The organism is Streptococcus vicugnae, from assembly GCF_016461705.1.
GTDB lineage: Bacteria > Bacillota > Bacilli > Lactobacillales > Streptococcaceae > Streptococcus > Streptococcus vicugnae.
Genome location: NZ_JAEMHW010000006.1, coordinates 26,061 through 39,340, shown reverse-complemented (window position 1 = coordinate 39,340; position 13,280 = coordinate 26,061). Strand labels below are relative to the sequence as shown.

The 13,280-nt window shown below is 37.5% G+C and carries 11 protein-coding genes; 3 read left to right on the top strand and 8 right to left on the bottom strand.

The window, feature by feature from the left end; genetic code table 11:
• Nucleotides 1-36: 36 nt before the first annotated feature.
• Nucleotides 37-876, bottom strand: a complete 840-nt coding sequence (locus tag JG537_RS08810) for an undecaprenyl-diphosphate phosphatase (protein ID WP_132869576.1) — start codon at nt 874-876, stop codon at nt 37-39.
• A gap of 51 nt (nt 877-927) precedes the next feature.
• Nucleotides 928-2,820, bottom strand: a complete 1,893-nt coding sequence (locus JG537_RS08805) for a DUF2207 domain-containing protein (protein WP_199544980.1) — start codon at nt 2,818-2,820, stop codon at nt 928-930.
• 136 nt (nt 2,821-2,956) lie between these two features.
• On the opposite strand from JG537_RS08805, the gene JG537_RS08800 reads away from it, so the two are divergent.
• The 3 genes from JG537_RS08800 to JG537_RS08790 all read left to right on the top strand — a co-directional run bounded on the left by JG537_RS08800 (nt 2,957) and on the right by JG537_RS08790 (nt 5,542).
• Nucleotides 2,957-4,528 (top strand): ABC transporter permease subunit, encoded by a 1,572-nt coding sequence (locus JG537_RS08800; protein WP_132869578.1) that lies wholly within the window; start codon nt 2,957-2,959, stop codon nt 4,526-4,528.
• The gene (locus tag JG537_RS08795; RefSeq protein ID WP_132869579.1) at nt 4,528-5,268 is read left to right on the top strand and encodes an amino acid ABC transporter ATP-binding protein; all 741 of its coding nucleotides are present in this window, start codon (nt 4,528-4,530) and stop codon (nt 5,266-5,268) included. The genes JG537_RS08800 and JG537_RS08795 overlap by 1 nt, the downstream gene beginning before the upstream one ends.
• A gap of 154 nt (nt 5,269-5,422) precedes the next feature.
• Entirely contained in the window at nt 5,423-5,542 is a 120-nt protein-coding gene (locus JG537_RS08790) for a putative metal homeostasis protein (RefSeq protein ID WP_199544978.1), read from the top strand.
• Nucleotides 5,543-5,622: 80 nt separating this feature from the next.
• On the opposite strand, the gene JG537_RS08785 is transcribed toward JG537_RS08790, so the two are convergent.
• From JG537_RS08785 to ilvD, 6 genes are all read right to left on the bottom strand, one after another.
• Nucleotides 5,623-6,507, bottom strand: coding sequence for an SPFH domain-containing protein (locus JG537_RS08785; protein ID WP_199544971.1), 885 nt, complete (start codon nt 6,505-6,507; stop codon nt 5,623-5,625).
• 258 nt (nt 6,508-6,765) lie between these two features.
• On the bottom strand, nt 6,766-8,016 hold the full coding sequence (gene ilvA / locus JG537_RS08780; protein ID WP_199544969.1) for a threonine ammonia-lyase IlvA: 1,251 nt from the start codon (nt 8,014-8,016) through the stop codon (nt 6,766-6,768).
• A 107-nt stretch (nt 8,017-8,123) separates the two neighbouring features.
• Nucleotides 8,124-9,146, bottom strand: a complete 1,023-nt coding sequence (ilvC, locus tag JG537_RS08775; RefSeq protein WP_132868800.1) for a ketol-acid reductoisomerase — start codon at nt 9,144-9,146, stop codon at nt 8,124-8,126.
• A 70-nt stretch (nt 9,147-9,216) separates the two neighbouring features.
• Nucleotides 9,217-9,702, bottom strand: coding sequence for an acetolactate synthase small subunit (gene ilvN, locus JG537_RS08770; RefSeq protein WP_132868801.1), 486 nt, complete (start codon nt 9,700-9,702; stop codon nt 9,217-9,219).
• Complete coding sequence (locus tag JG537_RS08765; protein ID WP_199544967.1) at nt 9,695-11,398, bottom strand: acetolactate synthase large subunit; 1,704 nt, start codon at nt 11,396-11,398, stop codon at nt 9,695-9,697. The genes ilvN and JG537_RS08765 overlap by 8 nt, the downstream gene beginning before the upstream one ends.
• A 130-nt stretch (nt 11,399-11,528) precedes the next feature.
• Complete coding sequence (gene ilvD / locus JG537_RS08760) at nt 11,529-13,250, bottom strand: dihydroxy-acid dehydratase (protein WP_199544965.1); 1,722 nt, start codon at nt 13,248-13,250, stop codon at nt 11,529-11,531.
• Between the last annotated feature and the right edge of the window lie 30 nt (nt 13,251-13,280).

Genomic DNA, 13,280 nt, shown 5'->3' with positions numbered 1-13,280 from the left:
TCACAAAAAGCAGCCCTGACAAGGGCTGCTGGCATTTTAAAAGATAACTTTAACAATGCTATATAAAATAAGAATTGTCCCTAAAACGATACGATACTTACCAAAAATAGTGAAATCGTGTTTTTTAACATAATCAGTCAAGAAGCGGATAACATAAAGACTGACAAGGAAAGCTGTTACGCTAGCCACCATCAAAATCAAGAATTGGCTAAAGTTAAGAACGTTTCCGTCCAAGAAGAATTTAATGGCTTTCAAACCACTGTAACCAAACATTGTTGGAATAGCAAGGAAGAAAGTGAAGTCAGCAGCAACTGAACGACTTGTCCCCACAATAATAGCCCCAAGAATTGTTGCTCCTGAACGACTTGTTCCCGGAACAATACTTAGCACTTGGAAACATCCAATCCAAAACGCTGTCAAATAAGGCATGCGAGTAAGATCAGTCACTTCAGGTTCAATATTAGCATTTCGTTTTTCAATCCAGATAAATGCAATCCCGTAAACAATTAAGGCAATTGCGATTGGAAGCATGTAGTTAAAGTGTGCTTCGAACCAATCATCAAAAGGCACTGCAATCAAAATTGATGGAATACATGCAATGACAACTTTTAACCATAGTTGCCATGTTAACTGAACTTCACGCGCTGTTTTTCCAGGCTGAAATGGATTCAAACGTTTAAAGTAAATCACAATAACAGCTAAGATTGCTCCCAATTGAATGACAATGTTGAACATGTCCAAAAACGCTTTATCTTGATTCAATTTGATAAACTCTTGAACCAAAATCAGGTGTCCTGTACTTGAAACAGGTAACCACTCTGTAATTCCCTCAACTATCCCTAAAAAGATAGCCTTTAGTAGTTCGAAAAATAACATAAGCTCTCCTTAATTTAATATCCCTTCAATTATAGCAGATTTGGGGCATTTTTAAAACGCTCCGCCGCCTCCGCCACCGCCGCCTCCGGAGAATCCTCCACTAGAGCCGGAACTACCGGATGAAACAGAAAAGTGTGCAGCTGAATCAGCATTCAAACTAGCCATTCCTAATCGATGTGTTTGCATACCAATTAAGTAACCAAGTTCAGGGCTCATCATAAAATCAGACTCACTAGCAAGTTTAATATCATGAATTTTGAGATATTTTTGAACTTGCTTAGCATAGCCAAATAGCGTTGCATAAACCAAAATACGGTTCCAGACGATGACTCCTTGCCAGTCAACTTTATCGAATTTATTAATATCTCGCATCATATTGGTAAAGCTAACCCAAGCTTGAATTCGTTCTTGACCTATAGCGGTTATCATACCATGGACCTTATAGTAGTGCGCTTTAACCATGATAATAACTAAACTTAAAACAACTAAAAGTAATAATAAACCGTATGTAAGAAAAGCCAAATTTGCATTAAACAAAAGGTAAACTAAGCCAGCAAAAATTGGTATTACTGTAAGGAATAGGAGACCCTTGGCATATTCAAATTTATTAGCAATGACATCAGTTAAATTTTCACGAATTTCTGGTAGACCTTTATCTGATATTTCTTGATCTACTAAATCCGTAATCTGTTCCAACTTACCAAGATAGCGTTTGTTGAAAGCTTCACCAAGATTGTTTAGTTTTGTTTCTAAGGTGTGACCTTTATATTTTTTCTTATAGCTATCAACAAGCTCATCATCAAAGCGATAATCAGCAAACAGTTCTTCAATTTTCACGGTTCCTTTATCGCCAAATGCCATATCAATAACTTCTGATTCATAATCAGTCATTGGCTTATCAAGATGGCAAGTCAATTCCTCATCATTTGCTGTAATAATATGACGATCAATCAAATCAAGCAATGTCGCTTGCATAGCTGTCTCAAATTTGAATTTTTGTGAAATTGGACTTCCTTTTGTATCAGTATCTTGCAAATCAACATCGTAAATGTATTGCATAATTAGCAAAGGTGACCAATCTTCAGGCGCTTCATAGGAACGAGTATCGCGACTAAACTTTTCGTACTTTTTAGCCATTCGTTTTCCTTTGAAGAAGAAAAACCAAGCTAATCCGATTAAAACAACAATCACAGCAGGAACGAGCTTAAATAGTACCAGTTTAAGCAATCGGCTCCTTCGAGCAATTTTATTTTCTTGCTTAATGATATCTGCCTTACGGTTATTTGCTAACCTTGTAGCATTTGTCAAAATGGCTTTATCCCAATAAGCATGTAGCTCTAATTTCCCATCGACATTTTCAGTAGTAATTTGATAACCATCGGGTAATTTGTTTACAACCGCTGATTTTAGATAACCTCTATGAGCCCAGAGATTACGATTAGTCGTCGTCTTATCAGTGACAACAGTAAAAGTGACATGCTTCAAGGTTTCATCCCAATCACTAATTGGTACCCAATTGAGTTCAGCGACGTCTTGATAAGGGAAAAGTAAATGCGATAATTTCCAGTGTAACTTAACAGTCACTACATCTCCACTATAACCAGAATTATAAATTTTTACCTGATAACCATCACCAAGATCGCTTACCACAGACCGAACAGTTTTATCGCCTCCATTAACTTCAGCAGAAACTTCTGGCTGATTGTTAACAGAAAAACCATCAGGCATATGACCTGCTTCTCCCAAAGTCACAATCTGACCATTATAAGAGGAATCAAATCGATAAGTAATTGTCTGATAAAAATCAGCAGTATTATCCTCATGTACTGTTAAGACACCATCATAATTGCTGATGCTGTAGTCAACATCACTGTCAGCAAAAACTTGAACAGATAATCCTAAAAATGTGATGATTGCAACCAAAATCAGTCTTAATTTTTTCATGATCTCCTACTCCTTTCTTCTCCCACTATTTTATCATAATCTGTTGTATAAATATTCTATTTTTAAGCGTATCGTGTTGAAATCAGACCCTATTTCCTGTAAAATAGTAAGGTACAAGAATAGACAGGAGTCTTAAATGAAAAAGTTACTTTTAAGTTGTTTTGCAGCCCTTCTTCTTCTCTTTGGAGGAATGACTAGCGCAAACGCTGACGAATATCTTCGTGTTGGTATGGAAGCAGCCTATGCCCCATTCAACTGGACACAAGATGACGATTCTAATGGAGCTGTTCCTATCGAAGGAACTAGCCAGTATGCTAACGGATACGATGTCCAAATAGCTAAGAAAATAGCAGATAGCTTAGGCAAGGAACTCCTCGTTGTCAAAACTACTTGGACAGGATTGATTCCCGCACTTACTTCCGGAAAGATTGACATGATTGCTGCCGGAATGAGTCCTACAGCTGAACGTAAGAAAGAAATTGCATTCTCAGATAGTTACTATACAAGCTACCCAGTTATCGTTGTTTCTAAAAAAGGTGATTTTGCACAAGCGTCTTCACTTAAAGATTTTGCAGGTGCAAAATTAACTTCTCAACAAGGTGTCTACCTTTACAACTTGATTGACCAAATCAAAGATGTTTCAAAAGAAACTGCTATGGGTGACTTCAATCAAATGCGTCAAGCACTTGAATCTGGTATTATTGATGGTTACGTTTCTGAACGTCCTGATGCTATCTCTGCTGAAAATGCTAACAGCGACTTCAAGATGATTGCCTTTGAAGAAGGCAAAGGATTTGCAACATCTAAAGCAGACACTGCTATTGCTGTCGGTCTTCGTAAAGATGATACAGAAACATTGGCAAAAGTTAATGCTGTTTTAGCTGGCATCTCTGAAAATGATCGTCTCCAACTCATGGATGACATGATTGAAAAACAACCAGCTGATAAAACTGAAAAAGATCAAAAGAGTAATTTCTTTACTGACATGTGGGGAATCTTCAAGAAAAACTGGAACCAATTCCTACGTGGTGCAGGGGTTACACTTCTCATCTCTATTATTGGTACAGTTGTTGGTCTTTTCATTGGTCTATTGATTGGTGTTTACCGCACAGCTCCAAAAGCTACGAATAAAGTTCTTGCAGGACTTCAAAAAGCCTTTGGCTGGTTGCTTAGCGTTTACATTGAAATTTTCCGTGGTACTCCGATGATCGTACAAGCAATGGTTATCTACTATGGTACAGCTCAAGCCTTTGGTATCTCAATCGACCGTACACTAGCTGCAATCTTTATCGTTTCAATCAACACTGGTGCTTACATGAGTGAAATCGTTCGTGGTGGTATCTTCGCTGTTGATAAAGGTCAATTCGAAGCAGCTACAGCACTTGGATTTACCCACGGTCAAACAATGCGCAAAATCGTTCTTCCTCAAGTTGTTCGCAATATCTTGCCAGCAACAGGTAACGAATTTGTCATCAACATCAAAGATACTTCAGTATTGAATGTTATCTCAGTTGTTGAACTTTACTTTTCAGGTAATACTGTTGCAACACAAACATATCAATACTTCCAAACATTTACTATTATCGCGATTATCTACTTTGTTCTCACCTTCACAGTGACACGCATCCTACGCTTTATTGAACGACGCTTCGATGCCGACACTTACACAACTGGTGCTAACCAAAACCAAACGAAAGAGGTGAAATAATGTCACAAGCTATTATTGATATTAAACATTTGAAAAAATCTTACGGACAAAATGAAGTCCTTAAAGATATTTCACTTTCAGTTAAAAAAGGTGAGGTTATTTCAATCATTGGTTCATCAGGTTCAGGAAAATCAACATTTCTTCGTTCTATTAACCTTTTAGAAGAACCAACTGCTGGTAAAATCCTCTTCCACGGTCAAAACGTTCTCGAAAAAAACTACAATTTGACAGAATACCGTGAAAAACTTGGAATGGTTTTCCAATCATTCAACCTTTTTGAAAACTTAAACGTTTTGGAAAATGCTATTGTTGCTCAAACAACTGTTCTAAAACGTTCTCGCAGTGAAGCAGAAGCCATTGCCAAAGAAAACCTCACAAAAGTTGGAATGACAGAACAATACTGGAAAGCAAAACCAAAACAACTTTCTGGTGGTCAAAAACAACGTGTGGCTATTGCCCGTGCCTTGTCAGTTAACCCTGAAGCAATGCTATTTGACGAACCAACTTCAGCACTTGACCCAGAAATGGTTGGTGAAGTTCTTAAAACAATGCAAGATCTTGCTAAATCAGGTTTGACAATGATTATCGTTACTCACGAAATGGAATTTGCCAAAGAAGTCTCAGATCGCGTCATCTTCATGGATAAAGGCGTTATCGCTGAAGAAGGTACACCTGAACAAATCTTTGAAAATCCTCAACAAGAGCGTACAAAAGTTTTCTTACAACGCTTCTTGAAATAATGTTAAAAACAATCTTCTATATCTTAGAAGGTTGTTTTTTTGAGCCAAAATATCAATATATTATCTTAAAATACACAAAATGCTTTACCAGTTAAGTGTTTTGTGCTATACTACTCAATGTTAACGTTAATAATCTAATTTTAAGGAGGTTGATATGGCTGAAAAAACTGATTTAGCATCTGCTTATCGCAGACTTAAAAGTCCCAATATCAAAACACGGAAACGTGCTCTGAAAATAATCCATGAATATAAACGGTATAAAAGAAATATTTAACTCCTATTTCAATCCCTAACAATGCCAGACAAAAAGTCCCTATTGCAATTCCTTCCGTCTGCAATAGGGACTTTTTTTTATTATTTAGTTTTCAATGATGACAAAATTTGTGTGCGAATATCTTCAATACCTTCTGGATGATTTGGTAAGAAGAGTGTTTGATTGCCTTTAGCCGCAAAAGTATTCAAAGTATCAAGGTATTGGTTAGTCAAAAGAATAGACATAATTTGTTCTTCTGTCATACCAACATTTGCGTCTTTTAATTCTTGAATAGATTCAGCAAGGCCATCAACAATTGCTTTACGCTGCTGAGCAATACCAACACCGTGAAGACGATCTTTTTCAGCTTCTGCTTCGGCGGCCGTTACAATTTTAATTTTATCTGCATTAGCTAATTCTTGAGCTGCAACGCGTTTACGTTGTGCCGCATTGATTTCATTCATTGATTGCTTAACTTCAGCATCTGGTTCAACTTTAGTAATCAATGTTTTCACGATAAGATAACCATAAGTTGACATTTCTTCAGCTACTTGATGTTGCACTTCAAGAGCAATTTCATCTTTTTTCTCAAACAATTCATCCAAAGTCAATTTGGGAACTGATGAGCGAAGAGCATCTTCAATATATGATTTTATTTGAGCTTCAGGACGCATAAGTTTGTAGTAAGCATCTGTAACATTTTGTTCATTAACACGGTATTGAGTAGCCACATTTAAAGTAACAAAAACATTATCTTTCGTTTTTGTTTCTACCACAATTTCAGATTGCAAAAGACGCAATTGAATACGTGCAGCAATCTTATCAATACCAAATGGCAAACGAACATGAATACCACTACCAGAAGTTGTTTGATATTTTCCAAAACGTTCAATGATAGCTACTGTTTGTTGACGAACAACATAAAGTGTGCTTGCAATCACACCTAAGATTAGCAAGATAACAATTGTAACAACAATCAAAAACATAATTATTCTCCTTTGAAACTATTTCTTTTTTCTAGACATCTAGTCACAACTAATTGCTGTAAAGGCACAAAAAATAATAAAACAAGGCCTAAATACCAAACCTCCACTTTTGTACCTTTTGGTTAATACAATTATATTTTATTTTCTCAAAAAGTCAAGGAAAATCCACATAAAAACCTAGTTAAACCGGAAAGTTCAACTAGGTTTGCTTGTCAATATAATAATAATTTTAAGAGAGAACAGAAGTTTATTTTTTCATCAAACTAACAAATTATAGAGGCTTTCATTTCCGTGCAAATTGATGTATGAAGGATCAAAACCTGACAGACGATCAATAAAATCATTATAATCATTCTTATCCCCTAAAGTAATCCCAATGAGAACTGGACCAGTTCCTTTATTAGCACGTTTGATATATTCAAAACGCGTAATATCATCATTTGGACCAAGAATGTTATTTACAAATTCACGAAGTGCTCCTGGACGTTGTGGGAAATTAACCACAAAATAGTGTTTCACCCCATCATAAATAAGGGCACGTTCTTCCATTTCTTGCATACGGTTGATATCATTATTCCCACCAGAGATAATACATACAACTGTTTTACCTTTGATGTCATCCTTCATGACTTCAAGAGCTGCAATAGAAGATGCTCCCGCAGGTTCGGCAATGATACCTTGTTTTGAATACATGTCAATAAGTGTTTCAGAAATCAAACCTTCATCAACACCAACTAATTTATCAACATATTTACGGGCAACTTCAAAAGTTTTCTCACCAACTTTTTGAACAGCAATCCCGTCGGCAAATTTATCAATCTCTTCCAATTTAACAGGATGCCCTTTATCAAATGCAGCACGCATGCTACGAGCTCCTGACGCTTCCACACCAACGACTTCAATCTCAGGAGCAACATCTTTGATATAAGTGGCTACACCAGAAATCAAACCACCACCACCGACTGGAACAAAGATTTGGTCAAAGGTAACGCCTTCTTCTTGAGCTTGTTCATAAATCTCGTAGGCGACAGTCCCTTGTCCTGCTTGAACATTTTCATCATCAAAAGGATCAATAAAAGTCATTCCTTCAGATTTTGTAAATTCTTGAGCTGCTTGTGCTGAAGCATCAAAAGTATCTCCAACCAATTTAATTGTCACATAAGGACCACCAAAGAATTTAACTTGACCAATTTTTTGTTGGGGAGTTGTTACAGGCATAAAAATTGTTGCTGGAATTTTCATTTCATGGCAGGTAAAAGCAACACCTTGAGCATGATTTCCAGCTGAAGCACAAACTACACCACGTTTTTTATCTTCATCTGATAATTGGTGAATAGCGTAATAAGCACCACGAATTTTAAAAGAACGCACTTTCTGCATGTTTTCACGTTTAAGATAAACAGTTGCACCATATTTTTCCGACAAATAGCGGTCAAAATCTAGGGGTGTACGCTCAACAACATCTTTCAAGACGTCGTAGGCGTCAACAACATCCTTAGCTAAGATCATAAACTACCTCTTCTAATATCTAAATATTTTATATGACAATTTGCTTATTAATAGATAAAAAACCGATGACTAACATCGGCCTTTTATTAAGTAGACTTCTTCAAAAATTAGTTATAAATTTTGAATGCATCATCATCGTTTTGGTTAACGAAAGGCATTGCTTTACGAAGTTCTGCACCAACTTTTTCAATTTCAAGTTCAGCTGCTTCTTTACGGTAAGCTTCAAGTTTTGGACGACCTGCTTTATAGTCGTTAACGAAGTCTTCTGCAAATTTACCAGATTGGATATCAGCAAGAACAGCTTTCATATTTTCTTTAACGTCTTTAGTGATAACACGTGGTCCTGATACGTAGTCACCAAATTCAGCTGTATTTGAGATTGATTGACGCATTTTCTTGAATCCACCTTCGTAGATTAGGTCAACGATAAGTTTCATTTCGTGAAGAACTTCAAAGTAAGCCAATTCTGGAGCATATCCAGCTTCAGTAAGAACTTCAAAACCAGCTTCGATAAGGGCAGTCAAACCACCACAAAGAACTGCTTGTTCACCGAATAGATCTTCTTCAGTTTCTTCTTTGAATGTTGTTTCAAGAAGTCCAACACGTGCAGCACCGATACCTTTAGACCAGTCCATTGCGATATCTTTTGCATTACCAGTAGCATCTTGGTAAACAGCGTAAAGTGCAGGTACACCAAATCCTTCAGTGTAAGTACGACGTACAAGGTGACCTGGTCCTTTAGGAGCACACATGAATACGTCTACTGTTTCAGGAGCTTTAATGTATTCGAAACGAATGTTGAAACCATGTGCAAAACCAAGAGCGTTACCTGGTTCAAGGTTTGGAGCAATTTCTTCAGCATAAAGTTTAGCTTGAATTTCATCTGGTGCCAATACCATGATAACATCAGCAAGTTTAGTTGCTTCTGCTACTTCATAAGTGTCAAATCCATCTTCTTTTGCTTTATCGAATGATTTACCATGGCGAACCCCAATGATAACATCGTGACCTGAGTCACGCAAGTTTTGAGCATGAGCATGACCTTGTGATCCATAACCGATAACGGCAATTTTTTTACCATCAAGAGCTGCTACTTTTACGTCTTTTTCGTATTCCATTGTTACTGCCATAATAAATATCTCTTTTCTATTTTTATTTTAACTGCCCGAGTAAGGCAAATGTTAACTAAATTAAATGTTTTTAACAAGAAAAATCTCTTGAGAATCCTGTTGCACCTGTGCGAGCAAGATTCTGAATACCATAAGGTTTAACAACACGAAGCAAAGCATCAATCTTATCTCCGTCACCAGTCACCTGAATCGTAATTGATTTAGGCGCAACGTCAACAACACTAGCGCGGAAAGGTTGAATAACGGCTAATATCTCAGCTCGTTTGCTAGTTGGTGCTGTAACCTTAACCAAAATCACTTCACGTTCCAAATGTGGAATGTCCGTAATATCACGAACTCGAAGTACATCAATCAATCGATTCAATTGTTTGATGATTTGCTCGACTTCTTCCAAATTCTCAACATCAATAATAATAGTGATGCGAGAAACATTTGGTTCCATGGTATGTCCAACTGATATAGACTCAATGTTTACCTGTCGGCGTGACAGGACTCCAGTGAATCGATTAAGAACACCTGTTGAATTTTGAAGCTTAGCTGTCAACATTCTACGCATTAAACTTCACCCCCAACATTTCACTATTTGATTTACCTGAAGGAACCATTGGATAAACATGTTCACGATTTGAAATAGCTACTTCAATTAGCATTGGTTTATTCTCAGTAATTACTTTCAAATCTTCTTCCAACGTATTTGGATTAGTGAACTTGTAGTGAGCAATTCCATAAGCTTCTGCCATCATTTGGAAGTTTGGTTCATCATCAAATGTTGACTCACTGCGATGCTCATCGTAAAATGATTCTTGCCATTGACGAACCATACCAAGTGAATGGTTATTGATAAGTACCACTTTAATCGGAACACCATAACCATTTAATAATGCCAATTCTTGGTTTGTCATTTGGAAACCACCATCACCGACAAAAAGAATAACTTCTTTATCAGGGTTAGCTAACTTGGCACCGATTGCTGCTGGGATACCAAATCCCATTGTTCCAAGACCACCAGATGTAATCAGTTGACGCTCATTTTTATATGGATAAAATTGAGCCGCCCACATTTGGTGCTGACCAACGTCTGTTACGACAATGGCATCACCATCAGTAACTTTACCAATTGTAGCAATAGCGTGTTGTGGTTTAATCACTGATTCATCAAAATCATAACTAAATGGAGCTTTTGCTTTATTAGCTAGAACTGATTCTGTCCAATCATCGTGACGTGTTTTAACTTCATCTTCATCTAGAAGAATTTGTAATGTACGCTTGGCGTCACCAACGATTGGAATCTGTGTTTTAACCACTTTACCAATCTCAGCTGGATCGATATCAACGTGTGCTACAACTGCTTTTTTAGCAAATGTCTTAGGATTACCTGTCAAGCGATCTGCAAAACGCGATCCAAAGTTAATCATGAAATCACATTGTGTCAATGCCATGTTTGAAGCATATGACCCATGCATACCACCCATCCCTAAAGAAAGTGGATGATTAATTGGCATAACACCTAAGCTCAACAATGTTGAAACAACTGGGATATTATAGCGTTCTGCAAAAGCAATCAACTCCTCAGATGCACCTGAATAATTGACGCCACCACCAGCAATGATTAGTGGACGTTTTGCTTTTTTCAACTGTGTCAAAATTTTCTTGACCTGCAAGACATTTGGTTCTAACGTCGGTTGATAACTTGGAAGATTAACCGTTGGATCATGATAGAATGATGTTTTTGCAGCCGAAATATTTTTCGGAAGATCAATCACTACTGGTCCAGGTCGTCCAGTTGTTGCAATGTGAGCAGCCTCAGTTACAATTCGAGGAACATCAGCAACATCACGAATCTGATAATTGTATTTTGTAATTGGCATTGTAATACCGATAATATCTGCCTCTTGGAAAGCATCTTTACCAATACCAGACATGCCAACCTGACCAGTGAAAATAAGCATTGGAACGCTATCGCTCATACCATCGGCAATACCTGTAATAGCATTAGTTGCACCAGGACCGCTGGTAACAATGGCAACACCAAGTTTACCAGTTGATTTTGCGTAACCTTCTGCTTCATGGAGGGCACCTTGCTCATGACGTGCCAAAATATGGCGAATACCATCAAAATTATAAATAGCGTCATAAAGTGGCAGAACGGCTCCACCCGGGTAGCCGAAAATCGTATCAATTCCCAGACTAGCCAAGGTTTCCAATAACAATTCCGATCCATTCTTGGATTCTTTTAATCTAATCTGTTTCACAAAGTCCTCCTTTTCATGTAAATTCCGAATTATCTAAAAATTCTAACAGCTTGTTACTATAATAACATTTAAAAAAAATAAAGCAAGGGAAAGTGAACAATTATTTGAACACTTTCAAAAATAATTTACTTTATTCTTTTTCTTGGCTTTCGCGTTCCGCTTTACGTTCTTCAAACTCTTCTTGAGTCATCATTGAACCACCAAAGTTAGCTGATGACGCAAAAGCTGTGTAACGACGCAACCAACCGCTTGAAATTTTTAACTTAAATGGTTTCAAATGTTTACGACGTTCTTCTAATGTGGCATCATCCACAAGCAAATCAATTGTTCGATTTGTTAAATCAATATAAATTTCATCGCCATCTTCAATAAGGGCAATGTTACCACCTTCTGCTGCTTCTGGTGAAACGTGACCAATGGCAATACCACGAGTAGCTCCTGAGAAACGACCATCAGTAATCAAGGCAACATCTTTACCAAGCCCACGTCCAACGATTTTAGAAGTTGGTGCGAGCATTTCTGGCATGCCTGGACCACCTTGAGGACCTTCGTAACGAATGACAACAACATGACCTTTTTTAACAGTACCATTGTCAATCAATTCAAGTGCTTCATCTTGTGAATCACAGCAGATAGCTTTACCACGGAAAGTTTTAACGGATGGATCAACTCCACCAACCTTGATAACCGCACCATCTTGAGCGATATTTCCGTAAAGGACAGACAAACCACCTACTGGTGAAATAGGACTTTCAATTGGATGAATGATTTCTTCATTCTTGATTTCAGCGCCTGCAACATTTTCTTTCAATGTTTTACCAGTTACAGTGATACGATCACCCTTGATTGTACCTTTTTTAATCAATTGGTTGATGATTGCTGAAATACCACCAGCTTCTTGAACATCATGCATTGTGTAAACACTTGATGGCGCAATTTTAGAAAGATATGGTGTCTTCTTAGCAATTTCGTTAATATCTGTCAAATTGTAATCAATACCAGCTTCACGCGCAATAGCAAGTGTGTGAAGAACAGTATTTGTTGAACCACCCATTGCCATATCAAGAGCAAAGGCATCATCGATTGCTTCTTTAGTGATAATATCACGTGGACGCAAATTATTTTTAACGTTGTCCATCAAATGTTTTGCTGCTTGACGTACCAACTCACGACGTTGATCAGAAACAGCAAGTACAGTACCATTTCCTGGAAGAGCTAGACCAAGTACTTCCATAAGAGAGTTCATAGAATTGGCTGTAAACATACCTGCACATGAACCACATGTTGGGCAAGCATTTTGTTCTAGATAATCTAATTCTGTTTTTGACATATCGCCAGCTTGATATGTTCCGACCGCTTCAAAAAGGCTTGATAAAGTCGCTTGATGTCCAGTCATATCAACGCCACCTTTCATTGGTCCACCTGAACAGAAAACTGCAGGAACATTTGTACGAAGGGCAGCTAGAATCATCCCTGGCGTAATTTTATCACAGTTAGGAATGTAGAAAACACCGTCAAACCAATGCGCATTGATAACTGTTTCAGCAGCATCCGCAATGATTTCACGTGATGGAAGACTATAACGCATTCCAATATGCCCCATAGCAATTCCGTCGTCAACACCAATAGTATTAAATTCAAAAGGAATACCACCCATTTCACGGATAGCTTCCTTGGCGACATCTGCCAACTCACGCAAATGAACATGTCCAGGAACAATATCAATGTAAGAATTACAAATTGCGATAAATGGTTTTTGCATGTCTTTAGCAGATTTTACTTGCCCGGTTGCATAAAGAAGACCACGGGCTGGTGCTTTATCCACACCTACCTTAATCATGTCACTTCTCATCTGTTTTCTCCTATCAATTAAATCTTACAC

Excerpts from the sequence above, each read along its gene's own strand:
- ilvA (WP_199544969.1), bottom strand. The coding sequence starts at position 8,016 with ATGATCTTAGCTAAGGATGTTGTTGACGCCTACGACGTCTTGAAAGAT.
- ilvD (WP_199544965.1), bottom strand. The coding sequence starts at position 13,250 with ATGAGAAGTGACATGATTAAGGTAGGTGTGGATAAAGCACCAGCCCGT.
- JG537_RS08805 (WP_199544980.1), bottom strand. The coding sequence starts at position 2,820 with ATGAAAAAATTAAGACTGATTTTGGTTGCAATCATCACATTTTTAGGA.
- ilvC (WP_132868800.1), bottom strand. The coding sequence starts at position 9,146 with ATGGCAGTAACAATGGAATACGAAAAAGACGTAAAAGTAGCAGCTCTT.
- JG537_RS08800 (WP_132869578.1), top strand. The coding sequence starts at position 2,957 with ATGAAAAAGTTACTTTTAAGTTGTTTTGCAGCCCTTCTTCTTCTCTTT.
- ilvN (WP_132868801.1), bottom strand. The coding sequence starts at position 9,702 with ATGCGTAGAATGTTGACAGCTAAGCTTCAAAATTCAACAGGTGTTCTT.
- JG537_RS08795 (WP_132869579.1), top strand. The coding sequence starts at position 4,528 with ATGTCACAAGCTATTATTGATATTAAACATTTGAAAAAATCTTACGGA.
- JG537_RS08785 (WP_199544971.1), bottom strand. The coding sequence starts at position 6,507 with ATGTTTTTGATTGTTGTTACAATTGTTATCTTGCTAATCTTAGGTGTG.
- JG537_RS08790 (WP_199544978.1), top strand. The coding sequence starts at position 5,423 with ATGGCTGAAAAAACTGATTTAGCATCTGCTTATCGCAGACTTAAAAGT.
- JG537_RS08810 (WP_132869576.1), bottom strand. The coding sequence starts at position 876 with ATGTTATTTTTCGAACTACTAAAGGCTATCTTTTTAGGGATAGTTGAG.